The sequence below is a fragment of the Streptomyces tendae genome (assembly GCF_008632955.1).
Lineage (GTDB): Bacteria > Actinomycetota > Actinomycetes > Streptomycetales > Streptomycetaceae > Streptomyces.
Genome location: NZ_CP043959.1, coordinates 5,584,176 through 5,604,030, shown reverse-complemented (window position 1 = coordinate 5,604,030; position 19,855 = coordinate 5,584,176). Strand labels below are relative to the sequence as shown.

12 protein-coding genes, 3 tRNA genes and 4 pseudogenes are annotated in these 19,855 nt (G+C 73.6%); 8 read left to right on the top strand and 11 right to left on the bottom strand.

The features are described from left to right. Positions 1–75: 75 nt before the first annotated feature. Positions 76–402 (bottom strand): hypothetical protein, encoded by a 327-nt coding sequence (locus tag F3L20_RS34150; RefSeq protein WP_167534609.1) that lies wholly within the window; start codon positions 400–402, stop codon positions 76–78. Positions 403–631: 229 nt separating this feature from the next. Between F3L20_RS34150 and dnaG the strand changes: the two genes are divergently transcribed. Further along, positions 632–2,539 (top strand): DNA primase, encoded by a 1,908-nt coding sequence (gene dnaG / locus F3L20_RS25790; RefSeq protein ID WP_150156376.1) that lies wholly within the window; start codon positions 632–634, stop codon positions 2,537–2,539. Positions 2,540–2,826: 287 nt separating this feature from the next. After that, positions 2,827–4,149, top strand: coding sequence for an RNA polymerase sigma factor (locus F3L20_RS25785; protein ID WP_150156375.1), 1,323 nt, complete (start codon positions 2,827–2,829; stop codon positions 4,147–4,149). Positions 4,150–4,192: 43 nt separating this feature from the next. Here the strand turns inward: F3L20_RS25785 and F3L20_RS25780 are convergent, their stop codons facing one another. From F3L20_RS25780 to F3L20_RS25765, 4 genes are all read right to left on the bottom strand, one after another. Then, complete coding sequence (locus tag F3L20_RS25780; RefSeq protein ID WP_150156374.1) at positions 4,193–6,121, bottom strand: ABC transporter ATP-binding protein; 1,929 nt, start codon at positions 6,119–6,121, stop codon at positions 4,193–4,195. Continuing rightward, a complete protein-coding gene (locus tag F3L20_RS25775; protein WP_150156373.1) occupies positions 6,121–7,854 on the bottom strand; it encodes an ABC transporter ATP-binding protein in 1,734 nt (577 codons plus the stop codon). Before F3L20_RS25775 ends, F3L20_RS25780 begins: the two co-directional genes overlap by 1 nt. A 153-nt stretch (positions 7,855–8,007) precedes the next feature. Beyond that, positions 8,008–9,459 carry an FGGY family carbohydrate kinase gene (locus F3L20_RS25770; RefSeq protein ID WP_150156372.1) on the bottom strand — a complete coding sequence of 484 codons (1,452 nt, stop codon included), beginning with the start codon at positions 9,457–9,459 and terminating at the stop codon, positions 8,008–8,010. 37 nt (positions 9,460–9,496) lie between these two features. Continuing rightward, positions 9,497–9,802: a YtxH domain-containing protein gene (locus F3L20_RS25765; protein WP_145825585.1), complete on the bottom strand. Its 306-nt coding sequence runs from the start codon at positions 9,800–9,802 to the stop codon at positions 9,497–9,499. A gap of 169 nt (positions 9,803–9,971) precedes the next feature. Here F3L20_RS25765 and F3L20_RS25760 point away from each other — a divergent pair. The 3 genes from F3L20_RS25760 (at position 9,972) to F3L20_RS25750 (ending at position 10,376) form a co-directional block, all read left to right on the top strand. Further along, positions 9,972–10,044, top strand: a tRNA-Asn gene (locus tag F3L20_RS25760). A gap of 5 nt (positions 10,045–10,049) precedes the next feature. Then, a tRNA-Asn gene (locus tag F3L20_RS25755) sits at positions 10,050–10,122 on the top strand. A 177-nt stretch (positions 10,123–10,299) separates the two neighbouring features. Further along, positions 10,300–10,376 (top strand) — tRNA-Ile (locus F3L20_RS25750). 39 nt (positions 10,377–10,415) lie between these two features. Here the strand turns inward: F3L20_RS25750 and F3L20_RS34145 are convergent. From F3L20_RS34145 to F3L20_RS25730, 5 genes and pseudogenes are all read right to left on the bottom strand, one after another. Further along, entirely contained in the window at positions 10,416–10,586 is a 171-nt protein-coding gene (locus F3L20_RS34145; RefSeq protein ID WP_167534608.1) for a hypothetical protein, read from the bottom strand. 53 nt (positions 10,587–10,639) lie between these two features. Continuing rightward, positions 10,640–11,257 (bottom strand): ANTAR domain-containing response regulator, encoded by a 618-nt coding sequence (locus F3L20_RS25745; RefSeq protein ID WP_150156371.1) that lies wholly within the window; start codon positions 11,255–11,257, stop codon positions 10,640–10,642. An 826-nt stretch (positions 11,258–12,083) separates the two neighbouring features. Continuing rightward, a complete protein-coding gene (locus F3L20_RS25740; protein ID WP_150156370.1) occupies positions 12,084–13,121 on the bottom strand; it encodes a rod shape-determining protein in 1,038 nt (345 codons plus the stop codon). Between the two features lie 265 nt (positions 13,122–13,386). Beyond that, positions 13,387–14,741, bottom strand: a pseudogene (locus F3L20_RS25735) (carboxyl transferase domain-containing protein). Beyond that, a pseudogene (locus tag F3L20_RS25730) lies at positions 14,734–16,207 on the bottom strand (acyl-CoA synthetase). Before F3L20_RS25730 ends, F3L20_RS25735 begins: the two co-directional pseudogenes overlap by 8 nt. A 136-nt stretch (positions 16,208–16,343) precedes the next feature. Here F3L20_RS25730 and F3L20_RS25725 point away from each other — a divergent pair. After that, positions 16,344–17,263 (top strand): annotated as a pseudogene (locus F3L20_RS25725) (ATP-grasp domain-containing protein). On the opposite strand, the pseudogene F3L20_RS34940 reads toward F3L20_RS25725, so the two are convergent. After that, positions 17,241–17,774 (bottom strand): annotated as a pseudogene (locus tag F3L20_RS34940) (hypothetical protein). The pseudogenes F3L20_RS25725 and F3L20_RS34940 overlap by 23 nt on opposite strands. 450 nt (positions 17,775–18,224) lie before the next feature. Here F3L20_RS34940 and F3L20_RS25715 point away from each other — a divergent pair. Together F3L20_RS25715 and F3L20_RS25710 are read left to right on the top strand one after the other, a co-directional pair. Next, positions 18,225–18,998 (top strand): IclR family transcriptional regulator, encoded by a 774-nt coding sequence (locus F3L20_RS25715; protein WP_150156369.1) that lies wholly within the window; start codon positions 18,225–18,227, stop codon positions 18,996–18,998. Next, entirely contained in the window at positions 18,995–19,846 is an 852-nt protein-coding gene (locus F3L20_RS25710) for an SMP-30/gluconolactonase/LRE family protein (protein ID WP_150156368.1), read from the top strand. The genes F3L20_RS25715 and F3L20_RS25710 overlap by 4 nt, the downstream gene beginning before the upstream one ends. Positions 19,847–19,855 lie beyond the last annotated feature (9 nt).

Below are 19,855 nucleotides of genomic sequence, written 5' to 3'. Positions count from 1 at the left end.
GGGGATCCGGTGCAGCGCAAGTGCCCCAACAGGCAAGTGTCCCGGGGCGGGACGACCGATGATCGGAGCATGCGTTCACAGGACCAGCAGGACAACGGCGCCCGTCCCGCCCGGACCGCGCCTGCTGCCGCGCGCACGGCCGACGCCGCCGGTCCGGCGGGGTCCGGCGCCCCGGCCGCCGTGAGGCGGCTGCCGGCGTTGCAGCGCGCGGCCGGCAACGCCGCCGTCGTCCAGGCGCTGGAACGGCAGCGGGGAGCCGGACCCCACACGCACGGCCCCGCCCGCGGTCACGGCGACTCCACTCCCGTGCAGCGCCACGCGCACGGCCCCGCCCGCGGTCACGGTGAGTCCGCTCCGGTGCAGCGGTCGTCCGTCCCGGACGTGCTGCGCTCCGGCGGACAACCGCTGGACGGTCGACCGGAGCGAGTGGAGGCACGACCCGGAACACGACCCGGCGAACGGCGGCAGCGACTGGTACGAGCACGTCTGGGCGAGGGAGGTATGAGGTCACGCCTCCGAGGTCATGCCCACGAGGTCACGCCCCCGAGGTGCCGCGTATGTCACAGTGCCGGGCCCTCCCCGGGGCGCTCCACGCTCCGGGGATGTCATGGCGCACCCGTAGAATCTACGCGTGGCAGGACGGATCAATGACGAGGACGTGAAGGCGGTACGGGACGCGGTCCCGATCGACGCCGTGGTGTCCGAGTACCTCCAGCTGCGCAACGCGGGCGGCGGGAACCTGAAGGGCCTGTGTCCGTTCCACGACGAGAAGTCGCCGTCCTTCCAGGTCAGCCCGAGCAAGGGACTCTTCCACTGCTTCGGCTGCCAGGAGGGTGGCGACACCATCACGTTCGTGATGAAGATCGACCACCTCTCCTTCTCGGAGGCGGTCGAGCGGCTGGCCGGACAGGCCGGCATCACCCTGCGCTACGAGGAGGGCGGGTACAACCCCACCCACCAGCGCGGTGAGCGGATCCGCCTGGTGGAGGCGCACAAGCTGGCCGCCGAGTGGTACGCGGAACAGCTCGCGACCTCCCCCGAGGCCGACGCCGGTCGGGTCTTCCTCGCCGACCGCGGCTTCGACCAGGCCGCCGCCCTCCACTTCGGCGTCGGCTACAGCCCCCAGGGCTGGGACCACCTCACCCGCTTCCTGCGCGGCAAGGGCTTCAGCGACAAGGAGCTGGTGCTCTCCGGACTCGCCCAGGAGGGCCGCCGCGGCCCCATCGACCGCTTCCGCGGCCGGCTGATGTGGCCCATCCGCGACATCGGCGGGGACGTCGTGGGCTTCGGCGCCCGCAAGCTCTACGAGGCGGACAACGGCCCCAAGTACCTCAACACCCCCGACACGGCGATCTACCGGAAGTCCCAGGTCCTCTACGGCATCGACCTGGCGAAGAAGGACATCGCGAAGTCCTCCCGCGCGGTCGTCGTCGAGGGCTACACCGACGTCATGGCCTGCCACCTCGCCGGTGTCACCACCGCCATCGCCACCTGCGGCACCGCCTTCGGCGGCGACCACATCAAGATCCTCCGGCGCCTGCTGATGGACAACGGCTCGGCCCGCGTGATCTTCACGTTCGACGGCGACGCGGCCGGGCAGAAGGCCGCCCTGCGCGCCTTCGAGGACGACCAGAAGTTCGCCGCCGAGACGTACATCGCCATCGCCCCCGACGGCATGGACCCCTGCGATCTGCGCCTGGCCAAGGGCGACGAGGCCGTGGCCGACCTGGTCGAGCCGCGCACCCCGCTGTTCGAGTTCGCCCTGCGCCAGATCGTCCGCCGCTACGACCTGGACACCCCGGCCGGCCGGGCCGGCGCCCTCGACGAGGCCGCCCCGATCGTCGCCCGCATCAAGAACAGCGGCGCCCAGCACGAGGTCGCCGTCCAGCTCGCCGGGATGCTCGGCATCCTGGACACCCAGTTCGTCGTCAAGCGGGTCGCCCAGCTCGCCCGCTGGGCCCGCGACCGCGGCGGCAAGGGCCCGGCGCCCGAGCAGCGCCGGCCGGGCGGCGCCCCCCAGCAGTACGCCGCCCCCTCCGCCCCGCGCGGCCCCGCCCTGAACCTCCGCAACCCGGTCTTCGCCACCGAGCGCGAACTGCTCAAACTCGCCCTCCAGCGCCCGGAACTGGTCTCCCCGGCCGTCGACGCGTACGGCGTCGACGAGTTCACCGCCCCGCCGTACGCGGCCGTGCGCCAGGCGATCCTGGACGCGGGCGGCGCCGAGTACGGCGTCCAGGACCCGCAGGAGTACCTGATCCGGGTGCGCGACGCGGCCCCCGACGACACCGTCCGCGCCATGGTCACCGAGCTGGCCGTCGAGGCGATCATGCGCCGGGCGGTCGACGAGGTGTACGCGGGCGAGGTGCTGGTGCGGGTGCGGCGCCGGGCCGTCGAGCGCCGCGTCCGCGAGGTCAACGGCAAGCTGGCCCGCCTGTCGAACCACGCCGACCAGGCCGAACTGTCCGCCGTGCAGAACGAGTTGTGGGTCCTCCAGCAGTACGACCAGGCCCTTCGCGAACACGGCGCGGCAGCCCTGTAGCCCCAGGCGGTCCCACCCCTCGGGGACCGCCCCCGACACCGCCCGCACCGGCCGCCTCCCGAAGTCGTCCCCGGCCCCCGCGGACCGTGGGTACTCGACGGCGAAGTGCCCCCGCCCCACACACCCGACGGCCTCCACCACGTGGGACACCCGCGGATCGTGCCCGATCACCCGCGCGTCCGGCATCCGGGTCTGTGCGGCGGGTGATCGGGCGGTGACGGAGCGGACGCAAAAAGTCGACGCACGCCCCTCGTGGGGACGATGTGTCGTACCCCACACTGGGGGCGGTGCCTGAGTCCTCGGAGCGCGGCCGGCCCGTCGGTGACGGGTCGCACACCCCCGCTGGTCCGCTCATCGCGTACGGGACGGACAGCGGCGAGGCCGTCGACTCCGCCCCTGAAGTACCGCTGCCCCACCCCCCGGCAGCGATCATCCTGGAGGTCGCCCCCGTGCAGACCCAGACCCTCACCCAGACCGACACCGACGTCGCCGGCGCGACGCCCGACGCGGATCTGCTGGTGGCGATGCCCGCGCGGAGCCGTGTCGCGCAGCACCCCGCCACCGGTCCGGAGCCGCCGGCGCGGGCCCTGGAGCCGGTCGAGCCGGCGGAGCCCGCGGAGCCCGCGGAGCCCGGGGAGGAGCCCGGCGACGTGGCCGTCGAGCCGGTCGACCTCTCACGTGTCCGGCCCGAGACCGGCGGCCCCTCCGCCGACCTGTTCCGCCAGTACCTGCGGGAGATCGGCCGCATCCCCCTGCTCACCGCCGCCGAGGAGGTGGATCTCGCCCGCCGGGTCGAGGCCGGCCTGTTCGCCGAGGAGAAGCTGCGCCTCACCCCCGACCTGGACAGCCGCCTCGCCCACGACCTGGACCGACTCGTCGTCATGGGCCGCATGGCCAAGCGCCGGCTGATCGAGGCGAACCTGCGGCTCGTGGTGTCCGTGGCCAAGCGGTACGTGGGCCGCGGGCTGACCATGCTCGACCTGGTGCAGGAGGGCAACCTCGGACTGATCCGCGCCGTCGAGAAGTTCGACTACGCGCGCGGCTTCAAGTTCTCCACGTACGCCACCTGGTGGATCCGGCAGGCCATGTCCCGGGCGCTCGCCGACCAGGCCCGCACCATCCGCGTGCCGGTGCACGTGGTGGAGCTGATCAACCGCGTGGTCCGTGTCCAGCGGCGGATGCTCCAGGAGCGCGGTTACGAGCCGACGCCCCAGGAGGTCGCCGCCCACCTGGACCTGCCGCCCGAGCGGGTCGGCGAGGTGCTGCGGCTGGCCCAGGAACCGGTGTCGCTGCACGCGCCCGTGGGCGAGGAGGACGACGTCGCGCTCGGCGACCTCATCGAGGACGGCGACGCCGCCAGCCCCGTGGAGTCGGCGGCGTTCCTGCTGCTGCGGCAGCACCTGGACGCGGTGCTGTCCACGCTGGGGGAGCGCGAGCGCAAAGTGGTGCAGCTGCGCTACGGGCTGGTCGACGGCCGGCCCCGCACCCTGGAGGAGATCGGCCGCCTCTTCGGCGTGACCCGCGAGCGCATACGGCAGATCGAGTCCAAGACGCTCAACAAGCTCCGCGACCACGCCTACGCCGACCAGCTGCGCGGCTACCTGGACTAGCCGGCGGGGGTGCCGGAGGAGCCCCTCCGGCACCCCCGCGGCCTCAGTCCACCTCGGCGACCGCCTGCGCGAACTGCGCCTTGTACAGGCGGGCGTACGCGCCGTCCGCCGCCAGCAGCTTCTCGTGCGCGCCCTGTTCGACGATCGAGCCGTTCTCCATCACCAGGATGGTGTCCGCGTCGCGGATGGTGGAGAGGCGGTGCGCGATGACGAACGACGTCCGGCCGTGCGCGAGCCGGGCCATCGCCTTCTGGATCAGCACCTCCGTGCGGGTGTCCACGGAACTCGTCGCCTCGTCCAGCACGAGGATCACCGGGTCCGACAGGAACGCCCGGGCGATGGTGATGAGCTGCTTCTCACCCGCGCTGACCCCGCTGCCCTCGTCGTCGATCACGGTGTCGTACCCGTCGGGCAGGGTGCGGACGAACCGGTCGGCGTGCGCCGCGCGGGCCGCCTCCTCGATCTCCTCCCGGGTGACCTCGCGGGACGCGCCGTAGGCGATGTTCTCCGCGATGGTGCCGCCGAACAGCCAGGTGTCCTGCAGCACCATGCCGATCCCGGCGCGCAGTTCGTCCCGCGTCATCCGCGCGACGTCCACGCCGTCCAGCGTGATCCGCCCGCCGGACACCTCGTAGAACCGCATCAGCAGGTTGACCAGCGTGGTCTTGCCGGCCCCCGTCGGGCCGACGATGGCGACCGTGCGGCCCGGCTCGACCGTCAGCGACAGATCCTCGATCAGCGGCTTCTCCGGGTCGTAGCGGAACGAGACGTGTTCCAGCTCCACCCGCCCGCGCAGCCGCTCCGGCCGCTCGGCGGGCGACGGGTCGGCGTGCTGCTCCTCGGCGTCGAGCACCTCGAAGACCCGCTCGGCGGACGCCACGCCCGACTGCACCAGGTTCGCCATCGACGCGACCTGCGTCAGCGGCATCGAGAACTGCCGCGAGTACTGGATGAACGCCTGCACGTCCCCGATGGACAGCGACCCGGAGGCGACCCGCAGACCGCCGACGACCGCGACCAGCACGTAGTTGAGGTTCGACACGAACATCATCAGCGGCTGCATGACACCGCTGTTGAACTGTGCCCTGAACCCGGCCTCGTACAGCGCGTCGTTCTCCTCGGCGAACTTCCGCGCCGACTCCTCCTGCCGCCCGAACACCTTCACCAGCGCGTGCCCGGTGTACATCTCCTCGACGTGCGCGTTGAGCGTGCCGGTGGAGCGCCACTGCTGCACGAAGTGCGGCTGCGACCGCTTGCCGACCCGCGTCGCGACGACGAACGACAGCGGCACCGTCACCAGGGCGACGAGCGCCAGGATCCAGGAGACGTAGAACATCATGACCAGCACGCCGATGATGGTGAGCAGCGAGTTGATCAGCTGGCCCATCGACTGCTGCAGCGTCTGCCCGATGTTGTCGATGTCGTTGGTGGCGCGGCTCAGCACCTCGCCGCGCTGCCGCTTGTCGAAGTACGACAGCGGCAGCCGCGACAGCTTCGTCTGCACGTCCTCGCGCATCCGGAACATGGTGCGGTTGACCGCCCGGTTCACCAGCCGGGTCGCCACCGCCATCAGCAGGCCGGCCGCCCCGAACACCGCCAGTGCGAACAGCAGGACGTGTCCCACCGCGGTGAAGTCGATGCCCTGCCCCGGCGTGAAGTCGGTGGAGCGGAGCATGTCGGCGACCTGGTCGTCGCCCCGCTCCCGCATCGACTCCAGCACCTGCTCCTTGGTCGCGCCGTCCGGCATGTCCCGGCCGACGATGCCCGCGAACACCAGGTCGGTCGCCCGGCCGAGGATCTTCGGCCCGATCACGCTGAGCCCGACGCTCAGCACGACACAGGCCAGCAGCCCGTAGATCGTCAGGCGCTCCGGCCCGAACCGGGCGAGCAGCCGTTTGCTCGAACCCTTGAAGTCGATCGACCGCTGACCGGGCGCGCCCCCGGCCGTCATCCGGCCCCCAGGCCCCGCCATCAGGCCGCCTCCGCTTCCGTCAGCTGGGAGAGCACGATCTCCCGGTAGGTCTCGTTGTCCGCCATCAGTTCGTGGTGCCGGCCGGCGCCGACCACCCGGCCCTCGTCCAGGACCACGATCCGGTCGGCGTCACGGATGGTCGCCACCCGCTGGGCGACGATCACCACCGTCGCCTCGGCCGTCTCCCGCGCGAGCGCCGCGCGCAGGGCCGCGTCGGTGGCATAGTCGAGCGCGGAGAAGGAGTCGTCGAAGAGGTAGATCTCCGGGCGCTGCACCAGCGTCCGGGCGATCGCCAGGCGCTGGCGCTGACCGCCGGAGACGTTCGTCCCGCCCTGGGCGATCGGCGCGTCGAGCCCGCCCTCCAGCCGCTCCACGAAGTCCTTGCCCTGCGCCACCTCCAGGGCGTGCCAGAGCTCCTCGTCGGTGGCGTCCGGATTGCCGTACCGCAGATTCGTCGCCACCGTGCCCGCGAAGAGATACGGCTTCTGCGGCACCAGCCCGACGGTCCGCGCGAGCAGCGCCGGGTCGACGTCCGCCACCGGCACCCCGTCGACCAGGACCTCCCCGTCGGTCGCGTCGAACAGCCGCGGCACCAGCCCCAGCAGCGTGGACTTGCCGCTGCCGGTGGAGCCGATCACGGCGGTGACCTCACCGGGCCGCGCCACCAGGTCGACCGCCCGCAGCACCGGCTCCTCGGCGCCCGGGTAGCGGAAGCCCGCGCCCCGGATCTCCAGATGACCGTGCCGGCGCAGCTCGGTGACCGGCGCGGAGGGCGGCACCACGCTGGAGGAGGTGTCCAGCACCTCCTGGACGCGCTCGGCGCACACCTCGGCGCGCGGCACCATCATGAACATGAAGGTGGCCATCATCACGGACATGACGATCTGCATCAGATAGGCGAGGAACGCCGTCAGGTCGCCGATCTGCATCCCGCCGCTGTCGATGCGGTGCGCGCCGAACCACACGACCGCGATCGACGACAGGTTCACCACCGTCATGACCACCGGGAACATCAGCGCGAGCAGGTTGCCGGTGCGCAGCGACACCTCGGTCAGCTCGGTGTTGGAGCCCGCGAACCGCCGGTGCTCGTAGGTGTCCCGCACGAACGCCCGGATGACCCGGTTGCCGGTGATCTGCTCGCGCAGCACCCGGTTCACCGTGTCGAGCCGCTCCTGCATGGTGCGGAACAGCGGCCGCAGCCGGCGCACGATCAGCGTCACGCAGATGCCCAGCACCGGCACCACGGCGACCAGCACCCCGGACAGCGGGACGTCCAGCCCGAGCGCCAGCACCACGCCGCCCACGCACATGATCGGCGCCGACACCATCAGGGTGAACGTCATCAGGGTCAGCATCTGTATCTGCTGGACGTCGTTCGTCGTCCGCGTGATCAGGGACGGGGCGCCGAAGTGGCCCACCTCGCGGGCGGAGAAGGACTGCACCCGGTCGAACACGGCGGCGCGTACGTCCCGCCCCAGGGCCGCCGCCGTCCGGGCCCCGTAGTACACGGCCCCCACGTTGCAGACGACCTGCGCCAGCGAGATGCCGATCATCAGACCGCCGTAGCCCAGGATGTATCCGGTGTCACCCTGGACGACACCGTTGTCGATGATGTCCGCGTTCAGCGTGGGCAGGTAGAGCGTGGCGCAGGTCTGCAGGAACTGCAGGGCCACCAGGAGGGCCAGGGGTCTTTTGTAGGGCCGTAGACGGTCACGAAGAAGTCGTATGAGCACGCTGCATCTCTCGGAGTGGTCGGCGGGGCCATTCGGTTGCCCGTGGCCCCTATCGTCGAACACTCCACCCGCGTTACCTCAACCCATTTACGGGCCCGCCCGCGTCGTCCGGCTGCCGTCGCCCACGGCCGGAACGCCCCGGGCTGCGACCGCCTACGGCCGGAACGCCCCCGGATGCGTCTGCTCCCGCACCGCGACGTACTGCTGGCGCACCGCCTGACCCACCGCCAGCTCCTCGCCCGGGTCCAGCACCTGCGCCACCGGACCCGGCCACACCGGCGGGGTGCGCGGGTCGAGGGTGCCCTGCGAGACGCCGAGCGCCCACGCCGCCTGCCGGGCCGCGCCCGTCGCCGCGTAGTCCGCGGGCTGCGGCACGACCACCTGCGCCCCGAACAGCGCGGGCGCCGCCGCCTGCACGGCGGGCAGTTCGGCCGCCGGACCGAGCAGGAACACCCGGCGCACCTCCACGCCCCGGCCGCGCAGCACGTCCAGGGCGTCCGCGAGCCCGCACAGCATCCCCTCGAACGCGGCCCGCGCCAGGTGCTCCGGCTTCATCGACTCGCGCCGCAGCCCCGCCAGGGTCCCGGCGGTGTGCGGCAGGTTCGGGGTGCGCTCGCCCTCCAGGTACGGCAGCAGCACCAGACCGTGCGACCCCGGCGTCGACTTCATCGCCAGGTCGGACAGGCTCTCCAGGTCCGGCAGCCCGAGCAGTTCCGCGGTGCCGCGCAACGCCCGGACCGCGTTCAGCGTGGTGACCACGGGCAGATGCATGCCGGTCGCGTCGGCCAGCGAGGTGATCATGCCACTGTGGTCGACGAGCGCCTCGGGGTGCACGGCCATCACCGAGCCGGACGCGCCCAGGGACACCACCGCGTCGCCGAGCCCGATCCCGAGCCCGAACGCCGCCGCCATCGTGTCGGCCGTACCGGCGGAGATCAGCAGCCCCTCCGGCGTGGTGCCGGCCGCGTCCGCCGGGCCGATCACCTCGGGCAGCATCACCTGGTGCCCGAGCGCCAGCTCCACCAGGTCGGGCCGGTAGTTGCCGGTGGCCGCCGCCCAGTAGCCGGTGCCGGAGGCACCGCCCCGGTCGGTGGTGCGGCGCACCGGCCGGCCCAGCAACTGCCACACGAGCCAGTCCTGGGCCTGGAGCAGCACGGCCGTGCGGGCCGCGTTCTCCGGTTCGCTGCGGGCCATCCAGCGCAGCTTGGTCACCGGCTGCGCGGCGCCGGGCACACAGCCCACGGCCTGCGCCCACGCCCCGCGCCCGCCGAACGCGTCGACCAGATCGGCGGCCGCGACCTGCGCGCGCTTGTCGCCGCCGGTCATCGCGGGGCGCACGGTGTTGCCCTGTGCGTCCAGCGGCACCAGGGCGCCGGCCTGCGCGGACACGCCGATGGCCTGCACGCCCTCCAGCAGCCCGCCGCCCGCGGCCTCGCCGAGTGACAGCAGCCAGGCCTGCGGGTCGACGTCCGAGCTGCGGCCGCCGTCGGGACCCTGCACCGGATGCGGGGCGTACCCCTGCCTGACCACGGCTCCGGTGTCCGCGTCACAGACGACGATGCGAGTGAAATCGGGCGCACTGTCCAACCCGGCGACTATCCCCATACGGCGATTTTGCCGCATGGGGACAGATGCGTGGTGGTCAGGTGTTGCTCGTGCCCCAGTCGTCCTCGGCCGGACCGTGGGCGCTGCGCTCGCGCAGGGCGTGCACGCGCTGCGTGACCGAGTCGGGCACGCGGTCGCCGACCTTGTCGCTCATCACGTGGTACGCCTTGTCGGCGAACTCGCGGCTCTGCTGGGCCGCGGACTCGGCGGTGTTGCGGACCGCGGGGTTCTGCGCCAGTTGCAGCGCGGACCTCTTGATCTGTTCGTAGCGCTCCCGCCCGGCTTTCGTGCCCAGCACGTAACCAAGGACGACTCCGGCGACGAACGTGAGCCGGTAACGCATGGCGGCCACCCTTCCCGTTGTTGCAGTTGCGTGGGTCTCCGGCGCGGCGACGGGCCGGGGAGTACCGATTGGCGGAGCACCCCCCTGCTTGCGCTAATGTATGTGTCGCAGCGAGCGCGCGCCCTCTGGCGAATACCCAGGCGGGTGCGTTCGATGCAGAACGAGGCATTCCTCCGTAGCTCAATTGGCAGAGCAGCCGGCTGTTAACCGGCAGGTTACTGGTTCGAGTCCAGTCGGGGGAGCTCGGTCCTCCGTAGCTCAATTGGCAGAGCAGCCGGCTGTTAACCGGCAGGTTACTGGTTCGAGTCCAGTCGGGGGAGCATGATGAACGAGGACCCCTCAGGGGTCCTTTTTCATGTGCCGTGGAACCGTGCGCGACGCGGCGCAGTCTTCATGGTCAACAGGGCCGTACGCAGCCGACCATCCGAAGCAGGAGATCGTATGAGCGGCTATGCTGCGGCAGACGGCGCGCACACATGTACGCGACACGCCGCTATGGGGCGGTAGCTCAGCCGGTTAGAGCAGCGGACTCATAATCCGTCGGCCGTGGGTTCGAGTCCCACCCGCCCCACCACGCCACGGTTCCACGGAACCGTCGCCTCCCGAGCCGGCGTCAGCCGGCCCCGGTCCGCCCCCGTACGGCGTTGTCGTCGGCCTCCGTCGGGGCGTCCGCCGGATCGCGTTCACCCTCCGCCTGGGAGGGCGTCGTGTGCACGACGTCGGGGATGGTCCATTCGCTGTCGTCCCGGTCGCCCTCGGCCTGGGACGGAGTGTGTTCGGTCATGCTGCCTCCTTCGCGCGGGCCCGTTCCCGGCGAGTACCCCGCACGAGGCGGAGTCACCGCGTCGAGAGCCGCTCGAGTGCCTGCGCCAGAGCGGTGCGCACCTCAGGGGGCGGGGCGGCGCCCTCCGCCGCCGTGGAGGCCGTGAGCGACTCGGCGACCGTCCGGAGCTTGGTGTTCGACAGCTGGGACGCGTCCCGCAGGATGTGCCAGGCGTCGTCCGAGGAGCAGCCGTACGTCGCCATCAGGATGCCGCGGGCCTGGTCGATGACCGGGCGGGAGGCGATGGCCTGCCGGAGCTGCTCGACCTCCTCCTGGAGCAGGTGCAGCCGTTCCTCCCGCTCCAGCGCCACCGCCGAGGCGACCGACGACATCCCCACGGCGGGGGCAGGGGAGCGCAGCGGGTCCGTGGTGTCCAGCCCGGCCAGCTCCAGGATGCGGCGCGGCTGACCGCTCCAGCGGGTCGTCGTGACGGGCATGGCCTGCCTGCGGGCGTGGTCGCGCAGCACCTCGAGGAACTCGAGGCCCGCGGTGTCCATGAAGTGCACGCCGCTCATGTCCAGGTCCACCCGGGCGGTGCCGGCGGGCAGCTCGGCCAGCTTCTCGGTCAGTATCTGGGCGCAGCCGCGGACCAGCTCCCCGCGCGGGGTGAGCAGTGCGCGGTCGGCGTCCATGCGACCGTCTATGACCAAGGTGTCCTGCATTTCCGGGGGGAACGACGCCGCGGAAGTCATGTCACCGCCCTCTCGGTGCTCGTGGCCGGCCGCCCGCCCCGGCGGCCCCGGCGGCCCCGGCCGCCGCCGGTACCCGCACGAGAGGCTGCGCACGGCCTTGCTGCGCTGCGATTCGCCTGCCCACCTTGAGCGGTGGTACACACCGTGCCCCGGAATGGGCTGGAACGTACGAGGGCCCGCGCGCATGAATGCGTGCAGGCCAGGGGGGTGTTGCACGGGTCCGCCGCACGGCGGGGGCGGGTGCGGCCGGCGCGGTGCGCCGGGTCCCGCCGGGGCGGTGTCAGGGTCCGGTTTGTCCGTGACCCACGGGGCGGTGCCGGGCCCGGTTGGTCCGGCAGCGTGGGGGCGGCGGGTCCGGGGATCTCGGAGCGGTGTCAGGGTCCGGTTGGTCCGTGGCGGCGGTGCAAGGCCCGTTGGTCCGTGGCCGCCGGGGTGTCGTCGGGGTCCGGCGGGTCCGGCGGGTCCGGGGATCTCGGGGCGGTGTCAGGCGCGCTCGACTGTTCGGGTCCGTAGGGGCCGTCAGGGTCCGTGCGCCTTGGGGCGGGTGTCATGCGCCGGTGGTCCCGCTTCGTCGTGAGGGTGACGGGTCTGGTGGACCCCCACTTCATCAGGTAGGGGGCCCGGCGGGCCCGTCGGCACCCGTGGCCGCCCGTGTCGGCGGGCCCGCCCGGCACCGGCGGCCGGCGTCGTCGTCAGCGCCTGGCCGGTGCGGCGCCCCCGCGGCGCCGTCGGTCGCCCGGCCGGTCCGGCACCGCCGTGGGTGGGGTCAGGCGCTCAGGGGGTCGAGGACCATGGGGGCGATGCGGCCCTCCAGCATCGCGCCCAGACCCTCCACCGCACACAGCTCCGGCCGTTCCGCGATGTGCACCGGCATGCCGGTCGCCTGACGCAGCATCTGGTCCAGGCCCGGCAGCAGGGCGCTGCCGCCGACCATCATGATGCCGCGGTCGGCGAGGTCGGCCACCAGGTCGGGCGGGCAGTCCCGCAGCACCTTGCCGATGCCGTCGAGAACGGCGGTGAGCGGCGTCTGGATGGCCCGCCGCACCGCCGCCGTGTCCACCTTCACCGAGCGGGCGAGGCCGGTGGCGACGTCCCGGCCGTGGATCTCCGTGACCTCGGGACCCTGCGGGGTCAGCCCGTTCCCCTCCAGCGCGAGCTGCAGCGGACGTACGGACTGGCTCGGGAGCATCAGCTCGTGCTGGTGGCGCAGGTGCTGCACGATCGCCGCGTCAGCCGCCTCGCCGCCCACCGGGATCCGCTCTGCCCGCACGATCGAGCCGAGGGACAGCACGGCCACCTGCGTGGCCGCCGCACCGCACACCATGATCATGGTCGCCTCGGGCCGCTCCACGGGCAGCCCGCACCCCACGGCCGCCGCGATGAGCGTGTCCACCAGCTCCACCCGGCGGGCGCCCAGCCCCACCAGCGTCTCGATCGCGGCGCGCTGGGCGAGCGGGTCCGCGTCGTGCGGGGTGCAGGCCGCGGCCCGCAGCCGTGGCTTGCGGCGCAGGGCGCGGCGGGTGCGGTCGCCGATGAGCTGACGCAGCATCCGCTGCGCCATCTCGATGTCGACGACGGTGCCTCCGGTCACGGGCCGTACGACGCGGATGTAGTCCGGGGTGCGCCCGGTCATCTTCTCCGCGAACTCGCCGACGGCGATCAGCGCTCCGGTACGGGTGTTGACGGCGGCGACGGACGGCTGGTCGACGACGAGGCCGGCGCCCTTGACGTACACCCGGGTGCGGGCCGCCCCCAGGTCGACGGCGAAGTGGCAGCGGCGCAGCTGCTCCAGACTGGCGGTCACGGCAGTTCCTCCCGAGTGCGCGGCCGGAGGCCCGCCGGTCGGCGGGCCTCTTCGCATCGTGCGCGCCGGGCGGGGGCGGCGCCCTTTCTAGGGGGCCGGGCGAGGGGCCGCCGAACGGGGGTCCCCTCGCTCCGCGACGCCGCAGGGGCGGGCGGAACCGCCCCGAAGGGCAGGTCCGCCGTACGACCCGGGGGAGGTGCGTCGAGAAGGTCGAAGTGATGAAGAACCGGTCCGGGACGTCGCTGCCCGGTGAGACCGAGGCCGCTCAGCCGGAACGGGTGGGCTCAGCGCCCGCCGGTCCCACGACCCCCCACCACCCCAGCTCCACCAGGTCCTGGGGCGGATGCGGAGCGCGTCCGCCGTCGCCTCCACCTCGTCCGGGCGGCGCTTGAGGATGGCCGCGGCCAGTTCCGGGGCGATCACCGAGAAGTAACTGTCGGGCGTGGCCCACGTGTTGCCCGGAGCGGCGAGTGCCAGCGCGCCGCCGGAGCCGCCCTCGCCGATCACCAGGGTGGTGAGCGGGGTACGGGCGGCGGCCACCGAGCCGAACAGGTCCGCGATGGCGGCGCCCGCGCCCTGCCGTTCCGCCTCCGCGTCGTTCGCCGCGCCCGGGGTGTCTACCAGGGTCAGCACCGGGATGCCCAGCCGGTCCGCGAGCCCGACCAGACGGGCGGCGGTGCGGTAGCCGGCGGGGCGGGTGGCCGTGCCGGTCTGCGCCGCGTAGGCGACCGTACGGCCCCCGTGCTCGCCGAAGCCACAGAGCATGCCCTCGGGATCGGTGCCGCCGCGGCGGTCGCCGGAGAGCGTGACGCGCGAGGTGAAGTACGCGTCCAGGTAGGCGGCGGCGCGCGGGCGTCGGGGCGAGCGGGCCCGGCGGACCGCGTCCCATCCGGTGGCCGGGAGGTCCGGGGAGCCGAGCGCGTACGGCGGCGGGGCCGGGTCGGCGGACGGGCGGGTCAGCAGCCGCAGCCAGCGGGCCAGGGTGCCGCGCAGCTCCTCGGGGCGGACCAGCGCGTCCGCCGCGCCCGCCACGACCTGCGCCTCGGCCGTGTACGCCGCCGGGTCGGCGTCCGCCGGGCGCACCCGGGAGCCGGCGAAACCGACCTGCGCGCCGGGCAGCGCCAGCACGACGTCGGCGCCCGCGCCCAGCGTGGCCCAGCCGCCGCCCGTCGTGGGGTCCCGCAGCACGGCTATCTGCGGCAGCCCCGCCTCCCGGGCGAGCGCCGACGCGCGCGCCACCCGCTGGAGCTGGGTCAGGGCGAGCATGCCCTCCTGCATCCGGCTGCCGCCGGTGGCGACCAGGGACACCAGCGGCAGCCGGTGGGCGCGGGCGTGCGCGTACGCCGCCTCCAGACGGTCACCGGTGCCCTCGCCGAGGGAGCCGCCGAGGAATCCGAACTCGAACGCGACGAGCACCGCCCGGGTGCCGTCGACGTCCGCGACCCCGCAGACCACGGACTCGTCCTCGCCGGTGCGTCCGGCGGCGCGGGCGCGGGCGGCGTCGTAGCCGGACCAGCCGAGCGGGCCGTCCGGGGCCGCCCGTCGCCCGGGGTACGGCAGCTCGGTGAAGTCGCCGGTCACCAGGGCGACGGCCTCGCGGGCCGAGGGACGGTCAGCCATGCGTCAGCGCCCGCTTCATGATCTTGCCCATGTCGTTGCGGGGCAGCACGTCGAGATGGCGGACCACGCGGGGGCGCTTGTGCGGGGCGAGACGGGCGGCCACATGGCCGGCCAGCTCCTCCAGGCCGGGCGGTGACTGCGGGTCGGCAGGCACCACCCAGGCCACGATCCGCTCGCCCAGGTCGGCGTCCGGCTCCCCGGTGACCGCGGCCTCCTTCACACCCGGGTGCTCCAGCAGCGCGTTCTCGATCTCACCGGCGCCGATCTTGTAGCCGCCGCTCTTGATCAGGTCGGTGGCCTTGCGGCCGACGATGCGGACGTCGCCGCCGGGTCGCGCACCGCCATGTCACCGGTGCGGAACCAGCCGCCGGCGGTGAACGCGGCGGCCGTCGCGTCCGGCCGGTTGAGGTACTCGGTGAACAGGTTCGGCCCGCGCACCTGGATCTCGCCCACCGTTTCCCCGTCGTACGACGTCAGGGGGGAGCCGTCCTCCTCCACCAGCCGCAGCTCGACCCCCGGCAGCGGCACGCCCACCGAGCCGGGGCGGGTCGCGCCGTCCACCCGGACGCTGGTGTTCATCAGCGTCTCCGTCATGCCGTACCGCTCGACGACCCGGGCCCCGGTCGCCGCCGCGATCCGCTCGTGGTCGTGCACCGGCAGCGCGGCCGATCCCGACACCAGCAGCCGGGCCCGGACAGCGCCCGCACCAGCTCCGGCTCGGCGGGCAGTGCCTCCGCGATCCGGTGGTACATCGTCGGCACGCCGAACAGCATGGTCGCGCCGTCGTTCAGCTCGCGGGCCACGCCCTCGGTGGTGAACCGGCCCAGATGGCGGACCGCGCCGCCGCGGCGCAGCGGGCCGAGGGTGCCGAGGACCAGACCGTGCACGTGGAACAGGGGCAGGCCGTGCACCAGCACGTCGTCGGCCGTCCACCGCCACGCGTCGGCGAGGGCGTCCAGCGTCGAGGCGATCGAACGGCGGGGGATCACCGCGCCCTTGGGCGGGCCGGTGGTGCCGGAGGTGTAGACGATCAGGGCGGGGTCCTCGGGGTCCCGCTCCCGGTCGTCGGGCAGGGAGCCCGGGTCCGCCGCGCGGGCCGGGTCCACGTCGACGCGGGGGAGGGCGGCCGGAGCGGCGGGCAGGTCGGTGCCCGGTGCGGTCAGGAGCACGTCCGGGGCGCTGTCGCCGAGGATGTGGCCGAGCTCCCGCCCGCCCGACCTGGGGTTGAGCGGGACCACGACCACCCCGGCGAGCAGCGCCGCGGTGACCGCGACCGCGGTCTCCAGGGCCGGCGTGGCCCAGACGGCGGCCCGGCGCACCCCCTTCAGGTCCCCGGCCACCGCGCCGGCCGCGGCGGCGAGTTCCCCGTACGTCAGTGAACGCTCGCCGAACCGCAGGGCGGGACGGCGGGCAGAGCCGCCGTCGCCGGCCGGGCCGTCGGTGAGGGCCGGGAAGAGAGAGGACACGCGTCGTTCTCCTTGGGTAGCTGTCGTCGGCCGGCCGCCGTCCCGCGGCCGTGGTGCGTCGGGGTCCGCTGCGTCCAGGGTGTCCTACCCCCGGCCCGGTACGGCCATCGCCGGCCACACCACCGCCGATCCCGGAATGTGGTTGTTAGCCTCCTCGGGAGTACATGGTCGTGGGAGGGGTGGCGGGGTGCGGGTCGCGTTGGTTACCTGTGCGGGTGGGGCCGATGTGGCCGAGGACAAAGACCTGCCGGGGCTCGTGGGGGCGTTGAACGAGGCCGGGGCCGAGGCGTCCGCGGAGGTGTGGGACGACGCCGCGGTCGACTGGGGGCGGTTCGACCTCGCCGTGATCCGCTCCACCTGGGACTACAGCTGGCGCGCGGCCGAGTTCACCGCGTGGGCCGAACGGTGCGGCAGGCTGACCCGGCTGGCCAACCCGGCGGACGTGGTGCGGTGGAACACCGACAAGCGCTACCTCGCCGACCTCGCCGCGGCCGGTGTGCCCGTGGTGGAGACGCGGTATCTGGCGCCGGGGGACGACGTCGGCCTGCCGGACGGCCACGAGTTCGTGGTGAAGCCCGCCTCCGGGGCCGGTGCGCGGTTCGCCGCCCGCTACACGCCCGACGAGCACGACACCGCCGTACGGCATGTGCGGCGCATGCACGCCGAGGGGTTCACCGCGATGGTGCAGCCGTACGTGCGGGCCATCGACACCGGCGGGGAGCGGGCGTTGCAGTTCTTCGGCGGGACGCTGCTGCACGCCAGCCGGAAGGGCCCGGTCCTCGCGCCCGGTACGCCCTACGACCAGCGCAAGGTGGCCCACCCGGGCTGACGGACTGGACGCCGACCGAGGCCGAGACCGCCGTCGCCGAGTACGCCCTGGCCGCCGTGCCCGGCGCGCCGGAGCTGCTCTACGCGCGCGTCGACCTGGTGGACGGCGACGACGGGCGGCCCCGGGTGATGGAGCTGGAGCTGGTCGAGCCGAACCTGTTCCTGTGGCTGCACCCGGAGTCGGTGCCGCTCGTCGTCGAGCGGATCATCGGGGCGGCGCGCCGCTGACCGCCGTCCGCTGCAGTAGCCCCCAGGTGAACTCGGCGACCACCTCGTGACGGGCGCCCGCCGCGTCGGGGGCCGTGAAGGCCAGACCCCAGCGGGTGGGCGCCGAGCCCTCCAGCGGGCGGGCCGGGCGAAGGCGCGGGCGGCCTCGTCCACCGTGCACGACCAGGGCGTGAGGTCTCCACCGTGCGCAGCACGGGCGCCGGTGCGCCCGGCGCGCGGACCAGCCACTCGTTCCACACCGCGCCCCCGCCCGCCGGGGTCAGCACCTCGAAGCGCAGGTCCGGCCAGAGCGGCACGGGCCACCGCCATGCCTCGCAGTCCAGGTCACCGACCCGGCGCGGGGTGCGCGACTCCGGCTCGCCGAGCACCGAACGGTAGCGGGAGAGTGCCGGGCGGGGGCGGGGCGAGCGGACCATCGCCTGCCAGCGCCGGTTGGCCTCGCGCATGTCGGCGAGGGAGGCGCCCAGCTCGCGCCGGGCGTCCTCCACCGGGCCGGGTTGTGGTCGGCCATGCGGCGCAGCAGCACCAGCTGGAAGTGGAACGGGGTGAACGGTTCGGGTGGGCGTCGTCCGGTGGGCACGGAGCCATGGTCGCCCACGGGGGCCCTCTCGGGCGGCAGCTGTCCGGCAGAGCCGGTTACCGGGGGCAGTTGGGGGCGTGCCCGTGTGGCGGAGGGCGGGGTGGGAGTGGGGTGATGCGGGGAGTGCCCGGGTGCGGGTGGGTGGGGGCTGGGCGCGCAGTTCCCCGCGCCCCTTTGGGGGTGTGTGGTGCGGGTGGTGGGTGCGTGCGGGGGCGTGAGGGCTGGTTGCGCAGTTCCCCGCGCCCCTTGAGTGGGGTTCGCCGCGGCTCTTCGGGGTGTCTGTGGGGCTGCAGCCCATTGCCCGGCTGAGGGGCTGTGGCTAGCCTGTGTTCGTCATGCCGATCGTGTGTTGGTATATCGAACGCTAGGAGGGGGCCGGTCGTGGGACGACTCGTACCAGCCGTGACCCGGGCTCTCGACATCCTCGAGCTCTTCCTCGACGGGGACGGCACGCTCTCCGCCCCCGACATCGTGCGGAAGCTGCAGCTGCCCCGCACCACCGTCCACGAGCTGGTCAGCACGCTCGCGGCACGCAAGTACATCGTCCCGGTGGCCGGACAGCCGGGCCGCTACCGGCTGGGCGTCCGGCCGTACCAGCTGGGCGCCCGCTACGCCGAGCACCTGGACCTGGCCGCCGAGGGCCAGCAGGTCGCCCGGTCCGTCGCCGAGACCTGCGACGAGACCGTGCACGTGGCGATCCTGGAGCACACCGACGTCATCTACATCGCCAAGGTCGACTCCACGCACGCGGTGCGGATGGTGTCGGCAGCCGGCCGCCGGCTCCCCGCGCACTGCACCTCCGTCGGCAAGATGCTGCTGGCCTCCCTCCCCGAGCAGGAACTGGCCGCGCGCTTCCCCGACGGCGCGGAGTTGGCCGGGATGACCCCGAACAGCATCACCGACCCGGCCGTCCTGCGCGAGAGACTCGCGGAGATCCGCGGCCGGGGCGTGGCGGTGGAGAGCCGTGAGTCCAACCCGGACGTCTCCTGCGTCGCCGCGCCGGTGCGCGACCGTACCGGACAGGTGGTCGCCGCGCTGTCCATTTCCGTACCGATGATCCGCTGGAGCGACGACCGCCTGGGCGAGCTGGAGCAGCTCGCCGTCAAGGGCGCCGCCGAACTCTCCGAGCGCCTTGGCCACAGGAGCATGGCATGACACTCGCGTTCGACGTCGCGGTCCGCGCGGAGGCGGAACTGGGCGAGGGCCCCACCTGGGACCCGGCCACCGGCCGGCTGCTGTGGATCGACATCCTCAGCTCCCGGCTGCACACCTACGACCCCGCCACCGGCCGGCGCACCGTGCGCCGGACCGAGCAGCACGTGGGCGCGGTCAAGCCCCGCGCGGGCGGCGGCCTGGTGCTGAACCTGCGGGACGGCATCGGCCTGCTCGACCCCGACGGCTCCTTCCGCTGGCTGCACCGCGAGCCGGTCCCCGGCCGCCGCGGCAACGACGCCGCCGTCGCCCCCGACGGCAGCCTCTTCGCGGGCACCATGCGCTACGACGAGGCGACCGGCGGCGGCACCCTGTCCCGGGTGACCGGCGACGGCACGGTCACCGTCCTGCTCGACGACGCGACCGTGAGCAACGGCACCGGCTGGAGCCCCGACGGCCGGCTGATGTACTACATCGACACGCCCACCCGGCGCGTCGACGTGTTCGACGCCGGCGAGGACGGCACGGTCTCCGGCCGCCGTCCGCTCGCCGTGATCGAGGAGGGTGCCGGCTTCCCGGACGGCCTCACCGTCGACGCCGACGGCTGTGTGTGGGTGGCGCTGTGGGACGGGGCGGCGGTGCGCCGCTACACCCCGTCCGGCGAGCTGGACCGGGTGATCGAGCTGCCCGTGCCGCGCGTCACAGCCTGCGCCTTCGGCGGAACCGCGCTGACCGACCTCTACATCACCACGGCCCGCGTGGGCCTGACCGCCCCGCACCCGCTCGCCGGGTCCCTGCTGGTGGTCCCGGGTGCGGGCAAGGGGGTGGCCCAGCCCGCCTTCGCCGGCTGAGCCGGCCGG